Origin of the sequence: Mesorhizobium sp. B2-6-4, from assembly GCF_006441495.1 — a bacterium.
GTDB lineage: Bacteria > Pseudomonadota > Alphaproteobacteria > Rhizobiales > Rhizobiaceae > Mesorhizobium.
In genome coordinates this window covers 19,620-45,335 of the sequence record NZ_VFUE01000011.1, presented here as the reverse complement: position 1 = coordinate 45,335, position 25,716 = coordinate 19,620, and the positions used below count along the sequence as shown (strand labels likewise).

Here is a 25,716-nt window from a genome sequence, read left to right as displayed (position 1 = left end):
CTGAAATCGTCAACCCAACGGAGGATTCGAATGCGCAGCTTCCTGCTCAATCGCCTCTCGCAGAGCCTGGTGCTGCTTGTGATCGTTTCTATCATCGGCTTCGGGATTCTGAACCTCCTTCCCGGCGGACCGCTGGCGCAATTTGGGCTCGACCCCGGAATGACCCAGCAGGATATCGAGCGTCTCAAGGGGCTGTTGGGCCTTGATCGGCCTATATGGATCCAATATCTGGACTGGGCATGGCGGCTGGTGCGGGGCGACTGGGGTCACTCCTTCCGGGACGGAGCGCCAGTACTGCAGGTCATTGGCAGCCATGTGTTCGCCACGCTGCTGCTGATGGGATCCTCGACCGCGATTGCGATCTCCATTGGCGCCTGGATCGGAATTCGTGGCGCCACGCGCCGCTACTCGCTCTTCGATTATCTTGCAACTGTCGGCGCCATGGTCGCGTTGTCGGTTCCTACCTTCTGGTTCGGCCTCGTCGGCATCTACATCTTTTCCCTGAAGTTGGGCTGGCTGCCCGCGGGCAATATGTCCGAGATCGGAGATGCCTCGATCCTGGGCTACCTCCACCATCTGATCTTGCCAAGTGTCGTGCTGTCGTTGGTCCATGTCGCGATCTGGAGCCGCTACATGCGGACGGCGACCCTCGACGCCATCAGCCAGGACTTCGTCAAGACGGCTCGGGCCAAGGGATTGAGCGAACGGCGGATTCTGATGAAGCATGTGGTCGGCAACGCACTCTTGCCGATGATCACCTTGGCCGGGATGCAGCTCCCCAGCATTCTCACCGGCGCGCTGGTGACCGAAACCGTCTTTACCTGGCCAGGAATGGGACGGTTGTTCCTGGATAGCCTTGGTTACAGCGACTATCCGGTTGTGATGGGGCTTTTGATGTTCTCCGCTATCCTCGTACTGCTTGGAAACCTGGTCGCCGACGTCGTCGTCGCTATTGTCGATCCGCGCATTCGTCTGGCTTGAGCGCGCAACTTCCCTGACAGGAGACAGCCGATATGACCGCTCTCACCGCAAATGCAGCTCCAAGCCGATGGACAAACAATCGCGCGGCGCTTCGTTTCATGCGGCATCGCCTGGCGCTGCTCGGCTTGGCGATGATCGTCCTTCTCAGCCTCGCTTGCGTCGTCGGCCCGCATCTCCTGCCTTATGACTCACTATATATCGATCTGCGGGCCCGCTTTGCTCCCCCGCTTACGGGGCACCACTTTCTGGGCACAGATCCGCTCGGCCGTGACCTGGCGGCAAGGCTCTTAATGGCGGGACGAATTTCGTTACTTGTGGGCTTCTTCGCCATGCTGTTGTCGACGCTGATCGGCACGCTTGTTGGGGTAATTGCTGGATACCGCGGCGGCTGGGTAGGAGCGTCGCTGATGCGCATGGTAGACGGCTTTCTGGCCTTCCCGTCTATCTTCCTTGTGCTGGCCCTTGCCGCAGCTCTGAAACCCAGCCCGACAATGATTACCGTCGTCATCGCTGCGACCAGCTGGATGGAAGTAGCCCGAATTGTGGAGGCCGAGGTCCGCTCGCTTCGCGAGCGCGAATTCGTCCTGGCCGGGCGTATGCTGGGATTGAGCGGTACCCATATCATGTTCCGCGAGATCCTTCCCAACGCCATCGGTCCAATTATCGTTGCTTCCACCTTGACGGTAGCGCGCGCCATTCTCATGGAAGCCTACATCAGCTTCCTGGGCTACGGCATCCAGCCGCCACTGCCCAGCTGGGGCAACATGCTCAATGGCGCCCAGCAATATCTGGGCAGCGCACCTTGGCTGGCCATCATTCCCGGAGCAGCAATCACCATCGCGGTGACCAGCTTCAACTTTATTGGTGACGGACTGCGTGACGCGCTGGACGTTCGGGACGACCATATTTGAAGCGCCGCAAGCGATCGCTTTCATACTCCCTGGAACAGCAAGAGAAGTCAGCAACGTGCACGAGCCCAGAATCGAGAAGAACACGTCCTATTGGTGGGAAGCGGCGCCCGTCATGCCGCTGCCACCGCAGCCGCTGCCAAAGACGCTTGACGTGGCAATTATCGGCGCCGGCTATGCCGGGCTTTCCGCCGGGCTTGTGCTGGCGCGCGAAGGACGCTCGGTCGCGGCTTTCGATGCGATGAATCCGGGCGAGGGTGCTTCCACGCGTAACGGCGGGATTACGAGCGGCAGCATCCGGCCTGACTATGCCACGATCACCCGGCGCTTCGGTGAGGAGAAAGCCATGGCGATCGAGGCCGAGGGCAAGGTCGCGCGCGAATTCCTCTACGACTTCATCAAGACCGAAGGACTAGACTGCGACTTCCGACTGGTCGGCCAGTTCAAAGGCGCTTTCGGATATGAACAGTATGAGACGATGGCGCGCGGCGCCGAGAGGCTGGCGAAAAAGCTGGGGGTCGAGTCCTACGCCGTTCCGCATGCCGAGCAGCGAAACTATATCGGCACCAATTTCTACCGCGGCGGAACCGTTCGGATGGACATTGGCGGCCTGCACCCCGCAAAGTTCCATGCTGAACTTCTGCGGGTCGCGCTGGCATCCGGGTTGACGGTCCATTCGCAAACGGTGGTCAAATCGATCGAGAGCAATGTTTCGGGGTTCCGCGTCGTGACTTCGGCAGGGACGGTGGATGCGCGGCAGGTTCTGGTCTGCACCAACGGCTACACCGACGGCGCCGCTCCCTTCCTGCGCCGCCGGCTGGTTCCGGTCCGCAGCCGCATCGTAGTCACCGAGGAACTAGCGCCCGATGTCATGGCGCGACTGATGCCGAAGCTGATGACGATCACGGAGAATCGGCAACTCGGATTCTATTATCGTCCCACGCCTGACGGAAACCGCATTTTGCTGGGAGGCCGTGACAGTTCTCGCGTCGGCGATCCGATTGCCCCGAAACTTCTCCTGCGCAAGGGCCTTGTGAACCTTTTCCCGGAGTTGGAAAACGTGCGCCTCTCGCATTGCTGGTTCGGCAACGTCGCGATGAACCGCGACATGCTGCCCCGCATCTTCGAGAAGGGTGGTGTGGTCTATGCCACCGGCTTCTGCGGTTCAGGCGTGGTCTGGGCGCCATGGATCGGAATGCGTGCGGCCCACAAATTGTTGGGGCATGGGGAGCAGTCGCGCACGGCGTTCGACTTTCGACCGCCTTCCGCCATCCCGCTTTATCGCGGCAATCCTTGGTTCATGCCGGCGATTATCCAGGGCTACCGGTTGCAGGACCGCCTCGCCTTCTGGCGCGCCAGCCGCTGACCGGCAAAGGTGACGGGGCGCACGCCTTCGAATATGCCTGCGCCACGAACGACATCGAGCACCGTACGAGTGGGGCCAAGCATCATTGGACCAATGGACAGGTCGAGAGGATGTACCGCACGATCAAGGACGCCTCCGTCAAACGCTTGTCTACGAGAGCCATGATCAGCTCGGGTAACACTTCGCCGACGTCGATGCCGACTACAATTCGCATGCAGGCTCAAGACCCTTAAGCGCGATCCAGCGGACTCGCGAGCATGCTACGCCGCCCTGCGCCGAACTGGAACTCGGTCGGGCTTGAGCAGTTCGTATCGATCAAGGGATCAAAAACCCGCACATCTGGCGAAGTCCTAAATGATTTCGGCACATTCTTTCGAGCGCACGATGCGATGAAGGGCTGATCGGAACTTTGCTTCCGCATTCTTGGCAGCCTAGGTTGGTTGGAACATGTCGCCCCGAGTCGAATGCATTCACAGCGATGAGCGTCTCCCGGCCGAGGTCGACGTCGTCATCGTCGGCGGCGGCATCCTCGGCTCTACGGCCGCCTATTTCCTGGCGAAGCGTGGCCTCTCTGTGGCTCTGCTCGAGAAGGGCCACGTCGCCTGTGAACAATCGAGCCGAAACTGGGGTTGGTGCCGCCAGCAGAACCGCGATCGGCGCGAACTGCCGCTCTCGGTGATCTCCATGCGGCTGTGGGACGAGCTGACGCGCGATATCAATCGGGACCTTGGATTTCGACGCTGCGGTCTCGTCTCCGCGACTCACGACGAGGCTGTGCTCGCCGGCTGGGAAAGGTGGCGCGAGGTCGCCAGGGAGTACGAGGTCGACACCCGCATGCTGAGCCGGGCGGAGGTGGCCGAGCGCGTCCCCGAAGCGCGCAACAAATGGGTCGGCGGGACCTATTCGGGCCGGGATGGTAAGGCCGAACCTGCGCTCGCCGCGCCGGCTATCGCCGAGGGGGCCAGAGCTCTGGGCGCCAGCATCCACCAGGAATGCGCCGCGCGGGCGCTCGACTTGGCCAATGGCAAGATTGCGGGCGTGCACACGGAGAAGGGCTACATCAGAACCAGCACGGTGCTGTGCGCCGCTGGCGCCTGGTCCTCGCGCTTCCTTAGGCCGCTCGGGATCAGTTTCCCCCAAGCGAGCATCCGGCAGACCGCGTTGCGTTCCACCCCGACAATTAACATAGGCGAGGCAATCTCCACACCCTACTGCACGATCACGCGCCGACTGGACGGCAGCTATACGCTTGCGATCAGCGGCAAGGCGAACCTCGAAATCACGCCGCAGGCTATCCGGTATAGCCGGGAATTCATGCCGCAATTCTTGCGTCGCCTAAAGAACGTCAGGCTCGGCATCGGCCAATCGTTCCTTTCGGGGCCGGATTCAATGCCGGCGCTGCTGACCAACGACGATCGCATCTTCGAGAAGAATCGCGTGCTGGATCCACCACCCTTAAAATGGCTGGTAAGCCAGGTTGTGGAGAGTGTCCGGAAGACCTTCCCCCAACTCGACGATATAGAGATCGATAGTGCCTGGGGCGGCTTCGTGGATTGCACGCCGGACGCAGTGCCTGTGGTGTCGCAGGTGGATGGGGTAAAAGGCCTCGTCCTCGCGGCGGGCTGCTCGGGCCACGGCTTCGGTTTGGGCCCGGGGCTTGGTTATCTGGCCGCACAGCTTGTCGTAAACGACACGCCATGCGTCGATCCTACACCGCTCCGCCTGTCGCGTCTGGTCGACGGCTCGAAGCTGGACATCGCCGCTATCTGAAGATCAGCCGGAAGTCAGGCCTGACGCGCACCAACAATCGCCGCTATGGCCTGCAGGACAAGATCGCGTGGTGGCGGGCCTAACGTTGACGGCTGAAGCTGGCGGCCCATTGACCATGCAGCGCTGCGGCCCCGGCTGAACGATCGCGTCTACAAGGAAGAGCGTCACATGCACTACATCTCCACGCGCGGCCATCCCGAACGCAGGAAGTTCTGCGAAATCCTGCTTGAAGGTCTGGCGCCGGATGGCGGGCTCTATGTGCCCGAGACGTACCCCGCGTGTGGATGACGCAATGCTGGATCGGTGGCGGAGGCTGGGTGCGAAGCTGATCAGCGGTTGGGCGTCTTGGCGCGGATCAGCGCGTCAGCCATATAGAGGTCCTGCAGGGAGATACCGGAGCTGTCGAAGAGAGTGATTTCGGTATCGGAGAGGCGTCCGGACACACGCTTGGCAATGACGTCGCCGATTGGTGTTACTGCAAGCACGCCGGCGTCGATCTCGTCGCGCACGTGTTGGAACTCGCCGATCTGAACGGACTGGGAAAGCAGATCACAAAACAGATGTGCGTTGGGAAATAGTTCGCTCGGCAATTCGCGCTTGCCTGGAGCGTCCGACCCCATGCTGACGATATGGGTTCCGGGTCCCACCCAAGCGGCATCGAACAGCGGTTCGCGTGAGGGTGTCGCCGTGACCACGATGTCGGCCGCACGCACGGCTTCTTCGGGCAAGGCAGCACGCGCCTGCAGGCCCAATTCGCCGATCTGATCGACAAAAGCGTCGCGCCGCGGCGAAGCCGGGGCCACCACCAACACGCTTTCGATTGCGCGGATGCGTGCCAGCGCTCTCACTTCGAAGCCCGCCTGGTTGCCGGCGCCGAATATCGCCAGAACCTTGGCCTGCTTGCGCGCAAGAAGATCAGCTGCAACCGCGTCGGCTGCGGCCGTCCTGTAGGCGTTCACCTTTCCGGCCTCGACTACAGCGCGGAGCCGTCCTGTATTCTGATCGAGCAGCACGATGGTGGAGTTGTGGCGGGGAAGGCCACGTGCCGGGTTGCCCGACCAGAAGGAGCCGATTTTCACTCCGGTCAGGTCGTCCGACGAGCCGGATTTGATAGAGAAGGTATTGCTCGCCTCCTGCGTGCGCCCGATGACAGCAGGGAAGACCCAACTCTGCCCCGATGCTGCTGCCACGAGAGCCTCCCGCGCCGCCTCGAAGGCAAGTTCATGGGTGACAAGGGCGGCTGACTCCTCTTCGCTGATGTAGATCATTCGAAATTCCTTCTGAGCATCAAGCGCTCATCGCTGAGACGTGTCGCGGCTATGCCATCGTGGAGGCTGAGAACGCATCCGTTTTGGATGGGTGCGGAGGACACGCCGAGCGAGGGTGATCACAAACGGGGACTCAAGCTGCCCGATATTCTTCGCCCGATTTATGCAACCTTGCGTGCCGAGGAACTGCCGAAAACGAATGATCTCGCTTATTTGAAAGGGCAAAACAGCAGAGAAATCTGCTGTTGGGGCGCAACTCTAAGGTCCGACTTCAATTCGACAGTGATTAAGAGACGGCACCTCCCATGGCCCCCAACTCGAGCGAGACATCGTTATCCCTAGCGAGCTGATGAAATTGGAAACCCGTCATTTGCCGGGCGCGCTGAAGCTGTCGCAGGAGATGGGCTGGCCCTATCGCCTGGAGGATTGGGAATTCGCCGCCACTGTCGGCAGGGGGCTGGTTCTCGAGCAGGCAGGGCAGGTGATTGGCACCGCCATGTCGTGGATTTACGGCAAGGCTTTTGCCACCGTCGGCATGATCATAGTCACTGGCTCTGCGCAAGGCGGTGGCAACGGTTCGCGGTTGTTTGATGGATTGCTTGAGGCCGCGCAGGGTCGCAACGTGCTGCTCACGTCCACCGAAGAGGGGCTCGCGCTTTACAAGCGCCGCGGCTTCACTGCCTGGGGCACGGTGCTCCAGCACCAAGGCCTGCTGACCACTGCGGTGACGCGGGCGGGCGGTGACGGTGTGCGTCAGGCGACGATCTCCGACCTCGCCGCGATCCAGGCCTTCGATGAACGGGCCACGGGCATGCCGCGACCGTCGATGGTCGCGGCACTCGCCGATGTGGGCAAGGTCGTCGTAGTCGAACGCGACGGGCGGATTGCCGGCTACGCCATCAGCAGGAGGTTCGGCCGTGGCTATGTAATCGGCCCCTGTGCGGCCGAGAGTGACCAGGATGCGCGGCTTTTGATCTTGGCGCAGCTTTCTAGGCTTCATGATCAATTCGTTCGCATCGATATCTATGCCGAAGATGGATTGGGCGATTGGCTCGAGAGCCTCGGCCTGCAGCAGGTCAGCTCGGCGACCGCCATGGTCAAGGGGCTGCGGCCTGTCTCCGAGGGCTCCGCCCATATGTACGCGCTGGCAAACCAGTCGTTCACCTAGGAAACGAGATGATGAACAAGATGGCGGCAAACCGGGCAGCGAGCGAGACGACTGAGACGATCGACGCCTTGATTACCCCAGCGCTGCTTTTGGATCGCGGACGGCTCGAGCGCAACATTCAACGGCTGGCTGAGCGCGCCAAGAAGCTTGGCGTGGTGCTGCGCCCGCATATGAAGACGGCCAAAAGCATCGACGTCGCCCGATACGCGTTCCCTCGCGAGCCCGGTCCGATCACGGTCTCGACCATCGCCGAGGCGGAATATTTCGCGGACCACGGTTTTCGCGACATCACCTATGCGGTTGGCATCTCGCCGGCTTCGGCCAGGCGCGCCATGGAGCTTTGTCGCCGTACCGGCGCTGATGTGAAGCTGTTGCTCGATACTGTGGAGCAGGCCGATGTCTTGGCCGACGCGCGCCAAGCCACCGGCATGACGCCGTCGGTGTTCATCGAACTGGACTGCGATGACCATCGCGGTGGATTGAAGCCGGACGACCCGGGATTGCCCGACGTGGCCAGCAGGGTCGTCGCTGCCGGTGCCAAGCTCGTCGGGGTTCTCGCTCATGCAGGCGAATCCTATGGCTTGAACACGCCCGATGCGCTGGTCAGGGCAGCGGAGAACGAGCGTTCGGCCACCGTGCGCGCTGCTGAAATCCTGCGCGCCCATGGCCATGCCTGTCCGATCGTCAGCGTCGGCTCGACGCCAACCGCGCATTTCGCCCAGAATCTCGAAGGTGTCACGGAGCTGCGCGCCGGGGTCTACATGTTCTTCGATCTCCTCCAGCACGGGGTTGGGGTGTGCGACCGCGACGATATCGCGATTTCCGTATTGGCCACTGTGATCGGCTCCAAGCCGGAAAAGGGATGGGTTCTGGTTGATGCCGGGTGGATGGCACTTTCGCGCGACAGAGGAACCGCAAACCAGCGGATCGATCAGGGTTACGGTGTGGTCTGCGACGAGAAGGGGCGGGTGCTGGAAGATGTGATCGTGGTCCAGGCCAGCCAGGAACACGGTATCCTTGCCATTCGTGCCGGTTCTGGAAAGTCCATGCCCGACTTGCCGCTCGGCTCTCGGGTGCGGATCTTGCCCAACCACGCATGTGCGATGGCCGCCCAGCATGATTTCTATAGCGTCGTTAACGGGGACAGCCCCAGGATTGAAGCGGGTTGGGAGCGGATGCGCGGCTGGTAGGCGCGCAACTATGCCTTGCATGCCGCCCCACGCAAATCAGCATTGGTGGTCAAGAAAATGAAGTTTACCTCTTACTGGCTGGAAATGTCGACGCTGATAGGCAGCACCATGGCTGATGTCATGGATGGGCGCCCCGACTTAAATCCCTGGAAGGATTTCGACTGGCCGGCGATCCCCGGCTATTTCGGGCGCCCCCGGTTCCTGCCGGTTCTAGGCGCCTATTCCCGTATTAAGGACCTTGTCGCGTGATCACGCCCCTCGAACATCTGTCGCGCAACGGCCACCTGGACAAGTTCTTCATCGACGGTCGATGGGCCGAGCCAAGCGGCACCGCCAAGGGCTTGGTGGTGAACCCCTCCACCGAAGAGGTTGTGGCTCGGTTTCCGCTCGGAAACAGCTTGGACGTGGATGCGGCCGTTGCAGCGGCCCGCCGGGCATTCGCCACCTGGAGCCGGACCACGCCAGAGTATCGCGCGGGTCTCCTCGATCGCCTGCAAGCGCTGCTTGAGGCGCGCGGCGAACTGTTGGCTCAATGCGTTAGCCTCGAAATGGGCGCGGCGATCGGCTATGCGCGCACCGCACAGGTGCCGCTGGCGATCGCGCATGTGAAGGTCGCCTGCGAGGTCCTGACTGCTTTTCCCTTCGTCAAGCAGCGGGGGCAAACCGCCGTCACCCACGAACCGATCGGTGTCTGCGCCTTGATCACGCCATGGAACTGGCCACTTTACCAGATCACCGCCAAGGTTTCGCCGGCGCTCGCAGCAGGCTGCACGGTCGTGTTGAAGCCGAGCGAGCTTTCTCCCCTGGACGCTCTGCTGTTCGCCGAAGCGATAGAGGAAGCCGGCTTCCCTGTCGGAGTGTTCAATCTGGTGCAAGGTGATGGGGCATGCGTGGGTGCTAGTCTGGCATCCCATCCGAATGTCGATATGATCTCCATTACTGGGTCCACCCGCGCGGGCATTGCGGTGGCCCAGGCGGCAGCGCCGACCGTCAAGCGTGTCGCGCAGGAACTCGGTGGCAAATCCCCGAACGTGATCCTGCCGGACGCCGATCTCGACCGCGCCGTTTCCATGGGCATAGCCGCCGCCTTCCGCAATCTCGGCCAGTCATGCAGCGCCCCGACACGCATGATCGTGCCACGCGAGCGGCTGTCCGACATCGAGGCAATCGCCAAGAGGGTCGCGGCCCAGATCGTCGTCGGCGATCCTCTTTCGGAGGCCACCACTCACGGTGCGATCGCGAATCGTGCCCAATTCGACCGCATACAAACCATGATCGACGTGGGCATTTCGGAAGGCGCCAAGCTCATCATCGGCGGACCGGGTCGTGCGCACGATCTGAATGTCGGCCTCTATGCGAAGCCGACCATCTTTTCCGACGTGCGTACGAGCATGCACATTGCCCAGGAAGAAGTTTTCGGGCCGGTCCTCTGCATCATCCCCTACGACACAGTCGAGGAGGCCGTCAGCATCGCCAACGACACGGTCTATGGTCTGGGAGCCCATGTGCAGGGCAATGATATGGACGCCGTCAGGGACGTCGCATCGCGCATTCGCTCCGGTCAGGTGCATCTCAACTACCCGGCCTGGGATCCGCACGCGCCGTTTGGCGGTTTCAAGCAGTCCGGAAACGGACGTGAATATGGCGTAGAGGGCATGCTGGAATATCTCGAGGTCAAATCCATCCTCGGCTATTTCTAGGCGACATCTTTGCCCTGCGTAGAGGCGCGCCGTCGGAGCCATTCATGCCAATAGCCGCCTTCAATGGGCACCCCCGCTTCAGGCACTATCTTCGCATTATTCCGTCGGCAGTGGTGTCGCTAAGGGGCGATCCTACATTTGGCCTGAAGCGACTACCCAGGGCGGCAAGCCAACCCGCTGACGGATTACCGTTATGCCGAATAAGCAATTCAATCTACCTGTCGATGCACCGAAATGTGGCTCGACTTTCGGCCCACTCACCTGGAATCAGTTCGGCGTCACGATGATAGCGCGCACAATGGGTTTGCGCCTTTTCGGCGACGGCCTGCATTCCATCTGCCGTGACGTTTAGAAAGGCGATGCTACGCGGCGTGGCTGCTAACTCTTTCGTTTGGCAACCGCTAAGGCAAAGTCCGACAACAACGAACCACGCCAAATGTAGAGATCGAACACCTGTATCCATTTCGGCTCTAAGGCTATACATGGGATCTTTCCCTCCTGTTGTGCGGTAAGCGGCGACGAGGCGTGCATACATTCGACAGTCAGCGCTGCGCTCACAGTGTGAGCGGCAGCAGCGTTCCGTGGGCAAACTCGCAATCGAGGTTCCAAATCCCGGCGTTCTGGCGCACGCGCAAGAATGTCATGCCGTCGCCAGCGGGTGGTCGTGTTGCGTTGACGACGCACTTGTAGCTGGCCGCACAGCCCACGATATCGATCGTCTCGTTCATGACGATGTCCTCATCGATGCTGTTCGCAAACGGGTAGGGAGCGTGTAGCGCGGCGGTGTGTACTGAATGCACGCGGGTGATTGGATTCCCGAAGGCATCAAGGAGGTCCAGGGTAGCGACGCAGCTCCGATGTTCGTCGCCCGACAGAAACACTATGTGATCAATGTTGTTCGCCGCGATATGAGCGAGCACGTCGCGCAGCGTTTTCGGATACCCGTCCCAGCCGTCGGAATGTATTGCACTCAGATTTGAAGGGTCGAGGCGTTCGTCACGTTGCACCGCGCGCCGATGACGCGGGAGCAGCATGACCGGCGACACGACAAACTTCGGGACGAAATGCTGCCCTGACTTTCTCAGCAGCCAACGCTTAAGTTTGCACATGGTCGCCGGTGAAAACAACTCGGCACTCTCGAGACGCCCGACCATACGGTGGGATCGTTCTGTACGTGTATCGAGCATGAAGAAATCAAAGCCATCGAAATTGAAGGTCCTTCTCCCGAACATCCCACGCTGGTATTTCCTGTATGCTTTGAGGCCTAAGGTCTTCTTCTGTTCGTTCTCGTGGTCGTCGGGTATCGGCTCCCAGTTGTCATCGATCTCGTGATCGTCGAGCAGCATGAACGAGGGAATCCGGCGCAATGCATTGCGCACGTTCCGGTTGCGCAGCCACGCCTCATAAGGCAAACGATATCGATCATCAACCGAACGCGGATCGTAGAGCCCAGCGGTCGGGTCAACGTACACCTGGTCGCCCGCGAAGAGTGCAAACCGCGGTTTGATTCCCGCGTTCGCCTCGAGACGCGCGACCATCTCGCCGTAGGAGCGGTACGCGACAGGCTCATCGATGAATCCGGCGGGATACTGGCACGATGCGAGTGAGAAGCTCGTACCGCTTGGTACTGGAAATCGGGACGGATTCTGCGGCGGATCGTACGGTATCACGCCGTCCATGAGGTTGCGATCCTGCTCGATCAAGCGTGGGAGTAGGACGACCCCAGTCGGCGTGTGCACCCCGAACTGCAGTGACGTCGTAGTCTTGGGCGTGACCACCGTCTGTAACGTTACGTCACTCGTCCCGCTTTCTGCCCCTAGCTTTCTGCTCTCTAACTTTGGCGGGAAGTAACCCAGCCGGCTCGGGGTGATCTCGGAGTAGCTTTTCGACCTTGCGCTGAGCGGCTCAAGCAGGCGCGACGCGGCGTCCGCCAGTATCTTGAATTGCCCGAACGCCGTTCCACCTCCGATTGGGACTTCGTCAACGAATTTCGTCGGATCGAGAGGAAGAACAGTTTCTGACGCTGCAACAGCACGGAAGTAGCCAGTCTTGAACCCGTCTCCGGTCGGAAAGTCCTTGTCGTCGGGGTATGCAAGCAGGACTAAAAGCGCATTGCCGGGATGTGCCGAGTCGTAGTTCGGCATCAGAGCCGGTAAGGGAACTTCAAACGCATCCCATCGATTGACCACTAGCTTCGGCGACTTATACACAACTAAATGGTTGACGATGTAATTCAGCTCCCAGGGTGCGGCCGGATTATCAGGCCGCAGGATTTGGTCGCCGACAACTTGAATGCGCAGCATCAGCACCGCCTCGGGGGCTCGAAGCGAAGGCATCGACCCGACCCGTACCACGAGCGCCGGCGTTTGCGGCCGCTCCTCGGTGATGATTGGCCCGATCCACGGAGGGTAAGCCGTCATCTCCGTGTCGGGTTCGGTCTGCTGGGCCGTGCTGGTGTCGTCCAGGAACTGCTCGATCTTCTGGAACGTGGCATGCCTCGTCGTGCCGACCAGCGCATCCTGATGGCCGGCGCCCGGATTGATGAACGGCGGGCGATAGTCGCACCCGGCGTCACCGAGGATCTTCGACATGCGGTCCACGGTCGACACGTGCGACAGCCCGTTCTCGGCGCCGTGTACGCTGAACGTCGGAAAATGCCAGTATTTACCGAATGTCTCGCGTGAGACGAGCTGGTTCTGGCCTCTGAAATTCGTCATCATCGAGTAGCGCGCGAAATGCAGCGTCGTCGCCACGGTCCTCAAGCTTAGCGCGCCGAAATGCTCGTCGATGTAGCGCAGCATCTCGGGCTCCATGTTGGCGACGTTGAAGTCTCGGCCATAGAGCGCGTCCATGCGATGCCGCGTCCGGGTCCAAGGTGTCCGTTTCGTCGGCCAGAGTGGATTCTCGATATCGAACTCCTCGACAGGATAAGGCATCGTCGAGAGCACACGATCCAAGAGGTCATCCGCAAGCGTCAGATTCTTGGGATTGAACTCATAAGTGTCAGGTAGGAAATCGATCAGATACCGCACCACGTAGGCGCGGAAGACGTTTGCCGGTGAGAAGACGACGAGCGGCCCGACCTGCGTGAACGCTGCTCGATGAACCAGATCGTCGATCTTGCCACCGAGCGCAGCGATGCTGAAGACGATTGTCCCCATGCAGTGCGCCACGACGTCGACCTTTTTGTCGAACGACGCCTCGGCTGCTTTCATTATCACTTTGCGTACGTCTTGATTGCCAATCTGGTCGAAACTCCACGCTTGCCTTGCCGTGCGATGCGCGGGGCTGGTCCTGAGATCGGCAACCCATACGTCGCGTCCGGTGTTCCAAAGATAACTGGCGAAATTTGGGTTCACTGCGTGATGAGCGAAGGTGGTGCCGCCAGCACTGTAGCCATGCAGCATCACGACCGGCCTCTTGATAGTGCCAGGATGCGGATAGCGCGTGACTAAAACCTTGCCCCAAGTGGGTTTGCCACTGATGTCGGGTCTCCTCGACCCGATCGGTATATCGATGATTTGTGCCGAGACCGAGCCACCCCCCGGGAGTTGAAGATTGGTGGGTGGCCGGAAATCGACGATGTCGTTTGCTGGATCGATGTCCCTGTCGGGCGCTCGAAAGCTCCAGATATGCTGACCAAGCAGTAACCGCACGAAGTAGCCCAAGAAAGTGACGAGCTCGCCGATTGTGGCGACGCCGTCGCGCTGTCGCGTTACCCGAAACAGTGGCACGCCGATGCGGGCGAGATAGCCCACGTCGAGTTTCAGTACGCGCTCGGCGGTGCTGCTGCTCATCCCAGGGAAACGTTCGAGCGTCACTTCCATGAGCTGGCGCCAGGGATTGCAGCGCCGCTCATAGGTGAAGGTTTTGGTGCCGATGATATGGTCGCCGGAGAGTAGCAATTTGGTGTGCGCATCTGGGCTGCCAATTCTGAGATCGTACACGAGTGCTCGGATTTCGCCGGAACGGCTGGCGATCGCGAGGCCCGACTTGACGCGGCTGAACAATCCTGGGCCGACGTTGTCGCCGACAATCGCCCGATAGATGCGGCTGAACAATCCTGGGCCGTCGTTATCGCCGACAATCGCCTGATAGATGTCGCGCAGGCCTCGATTCAGAAGCCATGCCTTGCCCGCGCGCCACATGCGACCAAGCACCCATGTCTTCTGGCGCTCAAGCACCTTCAGGGTGCCTGTGAGTGGCGCGCTGAATTCAGCGATAGCGTCGAGTTGTTGTTCCCTCACGCCTGCTGGGTCCCAACTCTTCTCGAGCCGATCCCACGTGGGCTGCGGGAATATGCGTATCATACTACGGGCCAACAGCTCCGACTGGTCAGTGGCAACGTCTAACGTTGGGTCACCACCGTTGCTCGGAGTCAAATCCGCGAGCGTCATCGGGCTAAAGCGCAGTGTCAGTTCGACCACATATGCGCCAAACGCGCCATTTTTAAGCCTCATATGCAAGGGGCCAACAAGCCGCTCGATGATCTCGACTTCCGTTCGAGGTCGCGGCGCCGGAACATCGGTTGAGCGAAACACCGGTCGGACCAGCGTAGCGCCCGCCACAACAGGTGATCCCATGTCGTAGCCCCAAGCTTTTGCAAGCTCCTCCGCGGCGCGCAACGCAATCGCTGAGATGGTAAGTGCGGGATTCGTTCCGAGCGCGGTAGGGACGATCGAACCGTCGAGCACCACCAGACCGTCGTGGACCGCGCTTGTTGTATGCGTGGAAAACACCCGGCCGAGATGATCTACGACGCCCACGGCCCCGGTGTCGGCCATGGTGCAGCCGCCGAGCGGATGCACGGTCGTCAGCGCCCCGCGCTTTCCCTGGAGAAGCCAGGTAAGTTCCGCCGGCAGTAGTTGCCAGAAAGGGTTCGCTATGACGCGTCCGCCAGAATTCTTGGCGAGACCGGCGAGCACCTCGATTTGTGCATCGAACACGGGCAGGTTCGGAAGCTTGCCCCAACGCATGCGTGCAATACCGTCGCTGTAAGGAGCCGGAGAATCGTCGCCTTCGTCAGTAGCGCGGTCGAGTTCGATCCTGCCAGCCGCTCCGTCATCGGACATAACGGCGTAGAGCGCGGAGCGTTCGATGCGTTCTTCCGACGCGACATAAGCATCGTCTTTTGGGAAGCCTTGCTGGTGAGTTGACCAGTCGATCTCGTCGAGGGTGTGTAAGGTATTGACTGTAGCAAAAATTTCCGCGAACGCGATACGAAGGCCCGCCGGGACAGACATTTCCTCAATGAGAACCCCCGCTGTCTCTCGCAGGTCGATGATGCCCGTGATCGTTGGGCCGATCGCACGTTTTGATGGCTGGATGGCGTCGTTGGCGACGGTGTTAACGGATGCCATAGTGCCATAGTCGGCGACCAGCATGTCGCCGTTGGTCGAGCATCGCTTGCCAAGCTGTCCGCCCGAGACTTGCAGCCCGATATTCCGTGATCGAAGCATTATCTCAGTGGATCCCAGCGTGCCTGCCGCCAGCACCACCTTGCGAGCCCGAACCTTCAACACCTCGCCGTCACGCGCGCGAAGCGTCGCATTGGTGTAAACGCTGTTGACGATCCAGCCGCCGGCACCATCCTTCTCAATGCTTAACACCGTAGCGCCGCTGAATATCTCCGCCCCGTTTTGCTGAGCGCGCACCAGAAGATTGACATCGAGAGAATTCTTCGCGCCGAAATTGCAGCCAGTTGCGCAATCGCCGCAACGCAGGCACTTGTTGAGGCTGACCTTGCCCGAGCTTATTGAGTTGGCCATTGCGACAGTGATCGCGGCCGGTCGAAACGTGTTTGTAGGAGCTATGCCGCTGATTGATCTGAACTTTTGCGGGGGCCCATCAATATGGTTCGCAATTGTGTTCGCCGCGCCGTTTATGCTAGCACCGAGCAATTCCGAAGCGCGCTCGAAAAATGACTTCCATTTCGGCAAACTTGAAAGTTGCCTCGGCCATCCTGTCTGGAATACCTCCGCTAAGGGAACTTCCATCACCCCGGCGTTGATCAGGGAGCCACCTCCGACCCCATTGGCGACAACCGTCGTCACCTCCGCTCCAAGCCTGACGTCGAAGAGGCCTTCCTTGTTGGTTTTCCGCCGAATGTGGCGGGGCAGTTCTCCCAGGCCCGTCGGGAACGAACCGGGCAAGTATTCCTTGCCGCGCTCCAGCACGCCAACGGTAACTGGCACTCCGCCTTTATGGCGGCCAGCAAATGTGGCGGCAGCAATTGCGCCACCGTAACCGCTGCCGATGATCAGGACGTCGAAGTGCTGGACCGCAGGATTCTTCCGGACGCGATCAACGAGACGCTCGAAACCCTGAGAGATCCAAGCTGTCCCCGAGTCTGTGTCGAGTCCCGCGCCGCTCATCACAATCTCCCGGCGGCTGTCTGCGAGCGCTCACCGAGCGGCGAGGGGCTAAAGAAGGCTGCAGCTCGTATCTGCAAGAGGCCATACACGAATGGATCGAAGTCGCATGAAATCCTGGTCATTGCACATTCGGCGTGTGCCTGAAAGTCGATCGGCATGGACGAGAGCCCTCGGCGACCACGAAATCATATAGGAAAATTGGTGTATTAGCAGCAAGTAAAGTGGCCTATCGTAAATAGGACCTAGTTTGCCAAGTGCGCCAAAGGCATACGGTCGCGTGTGAAATTGTTCGCACAACCATAGGTAGGAGGTCATGGAGGGTAGTGGTGAGCTACTTCGGAGTTTGCTGCCGCTGAAGCTCCTCGGTAGAATTCACGGCTTATCCGGAGATCGCCCCGCTGCCGTTGAATTTCCGGCTGCTGTGATGTTTGTTGATGTGTCCCGATACACAGCCTTGGTGGAACAGCTGGCGCGGCGCGGGCAAGAGGGACTAGATAAAATCCCGAGGCTGCTAGGCCTATCCTACGCGGGGTGCGCTGACCAAATCCTCGATCGTGGCGGCGAAGTCCTGTACTTCGCGGGCGACTGCCTCCTCGCATATTGGGCGGCTGATGGCGACAACCTGGGAGCTGCCGTCCGCGCGGCGACCGCCTGCGCCGAAGCGATCTGCCATGGTCGCAACGATAGGCCGGACACCTCGACGAGCCAAATTGGTCCGGCCCTGCACGTTGGCGTGGGCGCCGGCACGCTCTGGGCTGCTTCCTTGGGCGGCCAGCCGGTCTGGAACCTAGTCGCCGGCGGCGATGCTGTAGCCCAGGCCGCAAAGTCACAAGCGCTTGCACCCCGCTGGGAGTACGTGCTCTCCGATGGCGCGATGAAAGCGACAGGCTATGGGGCAGCGGACAACCCGCAACTCGGCTTCAAAGCGTCGTCGGAACTGCTAAGCCATAAATGGTTGGCCGGGTTCTTGCCTCTGCAATTGCAGGATGTGTTGCTTGTGCATGAGCAAAGCTCAAGAACGTCCTACAACGGTTCTGCGATCGAGTTCGATGAAGATCATCGAATGGACGCCCGTCTGGATGCGCTGGCCGAGATCAGACCCATTTCGGTACTGTTCGCACGGATAGTGGGACTAGATCACCGCGATCCGCTTGCGTTGTCCCGTCACCAGACGCTTTGTGTATCACTTCAGGAGATCCTTAGAGGGCGCGGCGGACCGCCTGGCGAGTTGCTTTTCGACGACAAAGGGTTGGTATTCATGGCGGCATTTGGCGCGCGGGGTGCGTTTCACCGTGACGACCCACAGCGTGCCGTCGATGCCGCCTGCGCCATCAGCGCCACCGTTTCGCGATTAGGGCTCTTCGTCTCGGTCGGCGTGGCGACAGGCGATGCGCTGTTTCGCGTCGTGGGAAGCTTGCGAAGGCGGCAACTCATGGTCCTAGGCCAGCCGGTCAATCGCGCGGCGCGGCTGATGACGGCAGTCTCTGGAGATGTCCTGTGCGACGCACCGACCGAACGGGCGAGCCGGGCGGCATTCTCCTTCGACAAGCGTGGCGCGTTTCAGTTGGAGGGACTGGGGGATATGGCGCCCGTGTTCCGTCCGCTGGAGCCCCATTTGTCGGCATTCCCTCCTACGACGCTAATCGGCCGCCATAGTGAAATGGAATTTCTCAAGAGTGCGTTCGAGGAAGTACGCACTGGCGCGACCCGTCTGGTGGCGGTGCTGGGTCAACCAGGCATCGGCAAGAGCGCACTGGTCAGTGCGTACTCGGATGAATTGCGTTCGGCCGGAATCACCATTTCGGTAGTACGCGCCGAGCGGAATGATCGACGCACCTCCCTGCTGCCGTGGCGGCGCGTACTGGAAGCCCTTCTTGGCTTGGCTCCCGAAAGCAGTGGTGTCGATGTCTTTGAGAGCCTCATCGACCGCGTGCGACGTAATCTGGCAATCGTCGGGCGAGTGCCTTTGCTTGGCGATATGTTGGCCATTGATATTCCTCAGAATGAAGGGACTCGGCACCTGGAGGGCGCTCATCGCGCCGACGCTACGATGCGTCTCCTAGGCGACATCATAGGCGCCTTGGCGCCACGCCCGCTGGCATTGGTGCTTGAGGATAGTCAATGGCTCGATTCTGCGTCGTGGCGCCTCGTCGAGTGGATTCTCGGATCACTATCCTCGCTGCTGATTGTTTTATGCATGCGTGCGGAGGAGGTTCCGGAGGAGTTCAAAAATCTGCACCGACGGGCCGAGGCGGCGCGGAAGAATGTAACCGGATCGGGAGCCCACGATCCCGCACGCCTGTGTCGCATCCTGGAACTTGAGGAACTCAGTGAGGCTGCGATCGTCCAGTTGGTCGCTCGTACGTTGGGGGTTGTGCCTCCAGACGAGGAGCTGGCGCGACGGGTTTCGGCGCTGGCTGGTGGCAACCCGTTTTTCGCTGAGGAGATCACGCTAACATTGAAGAGTGAGGGACTGATCGCCGTGCGCGACGGTTTCTGGCGTCCGATCCGGCCACTCGACGGCCTTCGATATTTCGAAGGTGTCGAACGGGTCATACGAGAACGCGTCGATCGCTTAGATACTATTGCCCAGGACGTTATCAAGGCCGCCGCCGTGGTAGGGCGTTCGTTCACCAGTGAGGCGCTCGAGGCATTGCTCAAGAATGTTTTGTCTCGCGACGTTGTGGATGCTGCCGTTGAAGCTCTCGTGGCCGCGCATCTGGTGCGTCAGGGGCCTGTGCGAGGGAACTACGAATTTCGACACGATCAGACCCGAGACGTCGTATATAGTTCGATCCCGGGTGATCTGCGTCACAGGCTGCACGGAGCCTTGGCTAGCTGGATCGAATCAAGTCCTGAGGATACGCTGGGAGCCAACACGGCAGCTCTCGTTCAACACTTTGAGGCCGCCGGCAATGACGAGAAGGCAGTCAGGTACGCGGATTTGGCAGCAACGAAGGCGTTGCAGACTGGTGCGTTTCGAGAGGTGGAGGCATTTCTCGATATCTGCCTGACCCATGAGCCAAGGCAGCCGATTTGGACTGTCGAACAGAAACTGCAGGGGGTTCGTTGGCGCAGGCAACTCGCCGAGGCGCACTACAGCCGGGGCGACATTCACGCTCAGGGCATCGCTGTAAGGCGCGCGCTCAAAGTGGCAGGTGAGCCGCTTCTTCGGTCACCTGCAACGATTTTGGTGCGTCTGATCTGGCGTGGGTTGCGGCTGGCATTTCAACAAGCTTTTCCACCATCGTCAAAATGGGCGCAGCGAGATGACTTGCGCTTTTGGGAGAGAGAGCTGGCTCGATGCTTGAACCAAGCGGCGATGGTGGACTATTTCGAGCTCCGCTTTTCGCGGGGGATGTACAACCTCGTCGGGGCTGTCACACATGCGGAGCGCACTGGATTCTCCGTTGAGATGGCGGTCGCGTCCGCGCAACTAGCATGTGGGCTCGGTATTCTGGGTTGGCGGCACGCGTGCGGGCACTTCATGGAAAGAGCAGAACGGGTGGCACTCGCGCTCGCCGATCCAGCAGTTCATGCCCATATTTGCAACCTCGACGCACTCTGGCACCTCGGGCGTTGTGACTGGTCGGTGGTTGATCGTCGCCTCGATCAGTCGCAAGAGTTGTGTCTACAAGCCGGAGATCAACTGAGTTGGTGCAACGCTCAAGGAATGCGCTTCTGGTCATTGTATTACCGCGGAGAACGGAGTGCACTGGAGCATACCTCCCTCGAGCTACTATTGCGCGCACAGAACGCAGGAAATATTCAGCAAGAGATTTGGGCCCTACGATGCAAGGCACTGTGCGTGCTTCACCTGGATAGCCCTCGTCAAGCGATCGACATCCTTCGGCTAATAACGTCCGCGATGCTCGGTTCGGTCGATCTCGCCGCGCAGATCTCGGCCAAAGGAGCTCTCGCACTCGCACTCGCTCGGGTTGGTCTGCATACCGAAAGTATCCAGGCCGCGGTCGAGACACTGCGCCTGTTGCGTGTGATGCGTCGGCCGTCTTCTCACAGCACATTGGTCGGCATTTCCGGATTGTCCGAGCTGCTTTTACGTGGCCGTGAAGCCGGGCTCTCGCGCGAGTACGACCAATGGAGCCAATGGGAGCGGCAAGCGCTGCATGAGCTCAAACGCTACTCTCGTGTATTTCCAGTCGGCGGTCCACAATTTGGCCTTTGGACCGGCGTTGCGCAGTGGTTGGATGGCCACCACGCTCTCGCGGTCTCTACTTGGAAATGCGCATTGGCAATGGCCAGGCGACTGTCCCTGCGGCAAGACGAATCGATGATTGCCGCAGAGTTGAGGCGCCGGCAGTAGTGGCACAACCCAAAAGCTGCACATCAGGGCAATTCTCGCGACTCCGCTTCTGGGCGGCAAGGGTGTAATGGGTTGCTTCCAGCTCCAGAGTGCGTTTCGGCTTTGCTTGCCCGGAGCGTCAGCAAAGGGTGCTCTGACCTCCAGTCGGCTGCAATGCGTAGAGGCAATCGTCGAGCGGCCGCAGCGTGTAGCGGCGGAAGGCGACGATGACGGCCTCTTCCTCGACAGACAGAACCGTCGATCTCGGCTCCCTGGGGCCGATGGGTAGATCGCCGGTCGAACTCCGCTTCTTCCACTTAGCGCTTCGAAAGCGTCCTCAGGCTCGCTTGACTATGCTGTATCGCTCGACGGATCGCCTCTGTCGTTGTGGCGCTCCCATGCAGAACCTGGCCCATAGCGCATCCTTTGATTCGGACCACAATGATGAATCATCAAAGCCTGGGATCAAACATCTAGGTTGGCGTCAGCCATTGGCCTCTCGATCCTTGGGACGCTCGCTATCCACGAGACCAATCACCGGCCGCGCCCGCTGAGCGGTTCTGTGCTCTTGAGCAATGCCACCAGTTCGCTCTGCTGGCGGGTTCCGGTCTTGGCGAAAATCCGCTCGAGGTAGGTCCGGCCGGTTTTCACGGTGATGTCCAAGCCAGCGGTGATTTCCTTCAGCGACTGGCCCGATGCCAATGCCGTTGCCAGCCGCGCTTCGGCAGGCGTCAGGTCGAACAGACCGCGGATATGCGTCTCGAAACCACCGGCAATGCGGCGGGCGACCTCCGTGACCATGATCACCGCGCAACGTTCCGACGCCAGGCCATAGGCGCGGGCGTCGATGAAGGGCGCCACCGACAGCACCAACCGTGCCAGATCGGATCGCTGGCGATCGGACGGCACCAGCACCGTCCCACCGGCGCCCGGCATGGCGCCGTCGCGCAGCGAGCAGGCATCGATGACGAGCCGTTGCAACTCCTGCGTATCCCGCGGATTGGCGGCAACGATTGAGCATTCGCTCAGTGTCAGCGGACTGTCCGGCCGCGCCAGCATGGCCTCGGCGGCCTCGTTCATGTGCGCGATCTGCTGATGGCCGTTGACCAGAAAGACGCCGAAGGGCAGGTGTGAAAAAGCAGATGCCAGCGCCGATGTTTTCTCCAGCTGCCGGCCGATCTGACCGGCGCGCAGCACATGCGGCACGATCTTCTGCAACAGGTCGATGTCTTCGGCACCGAAGGCTTCGTGCCTCACACCGCGATTAACGTCGAGCAGCCAGTGCGCGCCATTGAAGGCGAATAGATTGCAGACGAGCCCGCGATGCATGTCGCGCGGCCTCAGCCAATCCTGCCAGAGTTCACGGCTATGGTACGCCGGCTCGTCCGATGTCGGCGGCCAACGATTGACCGTGCCGAGGGGCAAGGCGGCCGACGCCGCTGCCAGGGGATCGCGAAGCATGGCTTCGATGCCCTTTTGCGAATTGAGCTCCGGATCGAGGTCGGATGCGACCGCGTCTAGCGTTTGCAAGCTGACGCGTACGATGCAGGAGCGCGAACCGCCGAACAGGTCGCGCAGGCCGGTTACCGCACCGAGCCAGCGTTCCTGGTCGTAGGCCGCCTCATAGATCTGGCCGACCACGGCGGAGACCGCTTCGATGGTGACGTCAGCCATTGGTCTCCCCATCCTGCCGATGCCCACGTTTCGCGAAAAAGACTAACACACGGAAGCTCTCGCACAAGTTGCATTGTCGCTGAAGGCGATGATCGCGCCACCGGATTCCCCTCATCGATAATTAGCAAAAATGAATATGTGGCCATGCGGCAACAACCCGCCCCAACAAGGAGGTAGCGGCCTCACAAAGCGAGGAACAGTCGGCATATGACGACTGTTCGCTTCATCGCCTTGTCTGCACTCTTGCGCCGCATCGGCAATTTGATCGGGGGCTTTGGGCGTGATGGCAAGAATGGTCAAGCAGGAGGGTGCGCCGCGCCGGCTAGAGAACGCCGCACCGTCGGGTGCGAGGCGGTTCCGCCTCGCACCCGGATACGCGAAAACGACCCAGCAAGACAATTCGCGCGGCGGTCCGGTCCTCGCCACCGCTTTGGCCGGCGTGACGGGTTTGGCGATCTCGGCGTTTCCGGGGCATGCGTGGGCAGGTGAATGCGCCGGTGGCTTGGATGCTGGCCATGCCAACAGCCTCGCCTGCGGCAATGATACCAGTATCCCTATAGGACAGGCACAGACATCGGCTGCCTTCGCCACAGCCGTTGGTCCGCACGCGTATGTGGGAGAGCTCGAAGGATCGGCCGTAGGATATAATGCGGAGGCAGGGGCGCAGGGCACTGCCTTGGGCGCTTATTCAAAAGCGGGACTTGATATCGGCTTTCTGAGCAGCGGCGGCACGGCCATCGGCATGGGCGCCGAAGCGGGCGTAGCGGCTGATGGGCAGAACGAAGCGACTGCATTGGGTCACAACTCAACCGCCAATGCCTTGAACGCCACCGCGCTGGGCGCTGGGGCAACCGCCAATTTCCTCGCTTCGGCCGCTATCGGCCAAGGCGCATCGACAACACGCGACAACCAGGTCGCCATCGGCACGGGCGGAAACACCTATACGCTGGCCGGCGTCAATTCGCAGGCGAGCAAGGACGCGCAAGGCGCCACGACCTATCTGATGACGACGGACGGCGACGGCAATCTGGCGGCTTCAACATTCGACGTCGCGACCCTCGAAGCCTTGCCGGCACAGGTCGCCCAGAACAGCACCGACATCACCGATCTGAGCACCACGGTGAACAGTCATACGACGCAGATCACCGCCAACACCACCGAGCTCGCCGATCATGAGACGCGCATAACCAACAACACGACGCAGGTCGCGGCCAACACCACCGAGCTCGCCGATCACGAGACGCGCATCACCGGCAACACCAACATGCTCACCACGCACACCACGCAGATCGCGGATCTCGACACCAGGGTGATGACCAACACCACCAATATTGCTGCGCTCGACGGCCGCGTTGGCGCGCTTGAATCCGGCTTTCAGGATCTTGGCGAGCAGATCAGCGAAAACCGCACGGAAGCCCGTGGCGGTACGGCGCTAGCACTGGCGACGGCGGGACTGCGTTACGATGACAGGCCTGAGAAACTGTCGATCGCTGGCAGCTTTGGTCATTTCAAGGGGCAATCGGGCCTGGCGCTTGGCCTTGGCTACAACACCAGTGAGGATTTCCGCCTCAACGCCGCTGTGTCGGCCACCACCAGCCGTGGCGATGTCGGCGCCAGCGTGGGAGCCTCATGGACATTGAACTGACGCGGCCGGCATGAACGGGGTTTTGGGGCTTCAGCATGTCGTGTCTTTTCAGTGGCGGGCGCCCGGTTGGCGGACCTCGGGCGCCCGCGGTTTTTTCGCTGCATTGGCCGCCGCGCTGGTGGTCGTCTCGATGCCTGTGCAGCCCGCGCATTCGCAAAGCAGAGACAAGCGGGTGATGGAAAAGGCAGCCCATCCCGCCAGCATCGACCGCAACGGCGTGCTGATCCTCACCAGGACAACGCTGCTGGCGCTCGACCAGGCCAACAAGACTGGCAACTATACCGTTCTACGCGATCTCGGCTCGCCGAATTTTCAGGCCAACAGCGCAGCAGGGCTAGGTGACATCTTTGCCAGTCAGCGCAAGCAGGCGCTCGATTTCAGCGCCGTTGCGGTGCTCGAGCCGCAGCTGACGCTGCTGCCCCAGATCGAGCCGAACGGTATACTGCACATGGCAGGGTTTTCCCGTCGGTGCCGCTGCAGGTCAATTTCGAGCTGCTGTTCGAACCGGTGAATCGGCAGTGGAAAATCTACGGGGTGTCGGTCAACCTCACGTCCGGCGGGCCGCAGGCGCCCGACACACCCGCCGCCGACCCGCCGAAGCCGGTCGTTACAGGCCCGCCGCCGGATGGGCCCTCGATCGCCGTGCAAGCGAAGAAGGGAAGCAAACCGGGCAAGCCGTAGCCAGTGGAAACGTGAATGCAGCCGTGCCGCCGGATTCTTTTGCCCCGCCCCGATATCAGGAGGTACGTCATTGACGGACGGAAAAACGCATCAGAGGTACATCTGCGTACTCGATCCGGCAAATGCAGTGGGTGGCTTGGGATTGCGAGATGGACATGCCGGCCTCGTTAGGTGGCCGGCTGCTGATTGGACGGCCCAAGGATCGAGCCGAAGCTGCGCGCGTAGTTCTGGAGTGGATCCATAAAGGGAAGGTGGTCGCGGGTAGCATGTTGCTATGGGGCAACAAAGGCCTGCAACCCGCCCGGATGTCGTCAAATGACGACTGGTCAATAGAAATCATCACGTAACCTTCCGGCCATCGCCTCGCCGGCGCAAGGACCGAGTGTCGCGCGACGCAGCTTCAGGGTCGGGGATCAAATGGAAATGCGTGCAACTGCAAACACAAGCCGGTCGCTCAGGCGTGCAAGGTGGATGGCGTCCACGGCCTTGGTCCTGGCCGGCATGGCGACTGGTCCCGCATTTGCCGTGGACTGTCTGGTGGGCAAGGAGGCAGAACTGCGATCGGCGTTGGCCAGCCAGGCAAACGGCGACACCATCACGTTGTCGAACGACATCACCCACAGCGGGCGGCGGCGGCAATCTGCCTGACGTGCATAGCGATGTGACGATTTCCGGTGGCGGCCACACG

At 60.7% G+C, this 25,716-nt stretch carries 15 protein-coding genes and 4 pseudogenes; 15 read left to right on the top strand and 4 right to left on the bottom strand.

The window, feature by feature from the left end:
- Window positions 1-30 precede the first annotated feature (30 nt).
- The 6 genes and pseudogenes from FJ426_RS16530 to FJ426_RS16505 form a co-directional block, all read left to right on the top strand.
- The gene (locus tag FJ426_RS16530) at window positions 31-981 is read left to right on the top strand and encodes an ABC transporter permease (protein WP_140825331.1); all 951 of its coding nucleotides are present in this window, start codon (window positions 31-33) and stop codon (window positions 979-981) included.
- Window positions 982-1,013: 32 nt separating this feature from the next.
- Entirely contained in the window at window positions 1,014-1,892 is an 879-nt protein-coding gene (locus FJ426_RS16525) for an ABC transporter permease (RefSeq protein ID WP_140825330.1), read from the top strand.
- A gap of 55 nt (window positions 1,893-1,947) precedes the next feature.
- Window positions 1,948-3,255, top strand: a complete 1,308-nt coding sequence (locus FJ426_RS16520; RefSeq protein WP_140825329.1) for an FAD-binding oxidoreductase — start codon at window positions 1,948-1,950, stop codon at window positions 3,253-3,255.
- Window positions 3,256-3,302: 47 nt separating this feature from the next.
- Window positions 3,303-3,427 (top strand): annotated as a pseudogene (locus FJ426_RS31830) (IS481 family transposase); the annotation flags it as partial.
- Between the two features lie 275 nt (window positions 3,428-3,702).
- Window positions 3,703-5,025, top strand: coding sequence for an FAD-binding oxidoreductase (locus tag FJ426_RS16510; RefSeq protein WP_140825328.1), 1,323 nt, complete (start codon window positions 3,703-3,705; stop codon window positions 5,023-5,025).
- A gap of 168 nt (window positions 5,026-5,193) precedes the next feature.
- A pseudogene (locus FJ426_RS16505) lies at window positions 5,194-5,301 on the top strand (hypothetical protein); the annotation flags it as partial.
- Window positions 5,302-5,354: 53 nt separating this feature from the next.
- On the opposite strand, the gene FJ426_RS16500 reads toward FJ426_RS16505, so the two are convergent.
- Window positions 5,355-6,293 (bottom strand): ornithine cyclodeaminase family protein, encoded by a 939-nt coding sequence (locus FJ426_RS16500; protein ID WP_140825327.1) that lies wholly within the window; start codon window positions 6,291-6,293, stop codon window positions 5,355-5,357.
- Between the two features lie 349 nt (window positions 6,294-6,642).
- Here FJ426_RS16500 and FJ426_RS16495 point away from each other — a divergent pair, with 349 nt between their 5' ends.
- Genes FJ426_RS16495 through FJ426_RS16480 form a run of 4 tightly spaced genes read left to right on the top strand, consistent with a single transcriptional unit; the run spans window position 6,643 to window position 10,351 of the window.
- Entirely contained in the window at window positions 6,643-7,461 is an 819-nt protein-coding gene (locus tag FJ426_RS16495; protein WP_140825326.1) for a GNAT family N-acetyltransferase, read from the top strand.
- 11 nt (window positions 7,462-7,472) lie between these two features.
- Window positions 7,473-8,651, top strand: coding sequence for an alanine racemase (locus tag FJ426_RS16490; protein ID WP_140825476.1), 1,179 nt, complete (start codon window positions 7,473-7,475; stop codon window positions 8,649-8,651).
- 57 nt (window positions 8,652-8,708) lie between these two features.
- Complete coding sequence (locus tag FJ426_RS16485; protein WP_246675557.1) at window positions 8,709-8,900, top strand: hypothetical protein; 192 nt, start codon at window positions 8,709-8,711, stop codon at window positions 8,898-8,900.
- The gene (locus FJ426_RS16480) at window positions 8,897-10,351 is read left to right on the top strand and encodes an aldehyde dehydrogenase family protein (protein ID WP_140825325.1); all 1,455 of its coding nucleotides are present in this window, start codon (window positions 8,897-8,899) and stop codon (window positions 10,349-10,351) included. Before FJ426_RS16485 ends, FJ426_RS16480 begins: the two co-directional genes overlap by 4 nt.
- Window positions 10,352-10,905: 554 nt before the next feature.
- Here the strand turns inward: FJ426_RS16480 and FJ426_RS16475 are convergent.
- Window positions 10,906-16,725, bottom strand: a complete 5,820-nt coding sequence (locus FJ426_RS16475; RefSeq protein WP_140825324.1) for an alkaline phosphatase D family protein — start codon at window positions 16,723-16,725, stop codon at window positions 10,906-10,908.
- Between the two features lie 424 nt (window positions 16,726-17,149).
- Here FJ426_RS16475 and FJ426_RS16470 point away from each other — a divergent pair, with 424 nt between their 5' ends.
- Complete coding sequence (locus FJ426_RS16470) at window positions 17,150-21,049, top strand: AAA and adenylate/guanylate cyclase domain-containing protein (RefSeq protein WP_181176952.1); 3,900 nt, start codon at window positions 17,150-17,152, stop codon at window positions 21,047-21,049.
- A 142-nt stretch (window positions 21,050-21,191) separates the two neighbouring features.
- Here FJ426_RS16470 and FJ426_RS16465 read toward each other — a convergent pair.
- Window positions 21,192-21,444, bottom strand: a pseudogene (locus FJ426_RS16465) (IS481 family transposase); the annotation flags it as partial.
- A gap of 118 nt (window positions 21,445-21,562) precedes the next feature.
- Window positions 21,563-22,702 carry a helix-turn-helix transcriptional regulator gene (locus FJ426_RS16460; protein ID WP_140825322.1) on the bottom strand — a complete coding sequence of 380 codons (1,140 nt, stop codon included), beginning with the start codon at window positions 22,700-22,702 and terminating at the stop codon, window positions 21,563-21,565.
- A 676-nt stretch (window positions 22,703-23,378) separates the two neighbouring features.
- On the opposite strand from FJ426_RS16460, the gene FJ426_RS16455 reads away from it, so the two are divergent.
- The 4 genes and pseudogenes from FJ426_RS16455 (at window position 23,379) to FJ426_RS31375 (ending at window position 25,676) form a co-directional block, all read left to right on the top strand.
- A complete protein-coding gene (locus FJ426_RS16455; RefSeq protein ID WP_246675556.1) occupies window positions 23,379-24,347 on the top strand; it encodes a YadA-like family protein in 969 nt (322 codons plus the stop codon).
- A 130-nt stretch (window positions 24,348-24,477) separates the two neighbouring features.
- Window positions 24,478-25,028 (top strand): annotated as a pseudogene (locus FJ426_RS16450) (hypothetical protein).
- Window positions 25,029-25,177: 149 nt separating this feature from the next.
- A complete protein-coding gene (locus FJ426_RS16445) occupies window positions 25,178-25,375 on the top strand; it encodes a hypothetical protein (RefSeq protein ID WP_140825321.1) in 198 nt (65 codons plus the stop codon).
- Window positions 25,376-25,499: 124 nt separating this feature from the next.
- Window positions 25,500-25,676: a hypothetical protein gene (locus tag FJ426_RS31375; protein ID WP_181176951.1), complete on the top strand. Its 177-nt coding sequence runs from the start codon at window positions 25,500-25,502 to the stop codon at window positions 25,674-25,676.
- Window positions 25,677-25,716 lie beyond the last annotated feature (40 nt).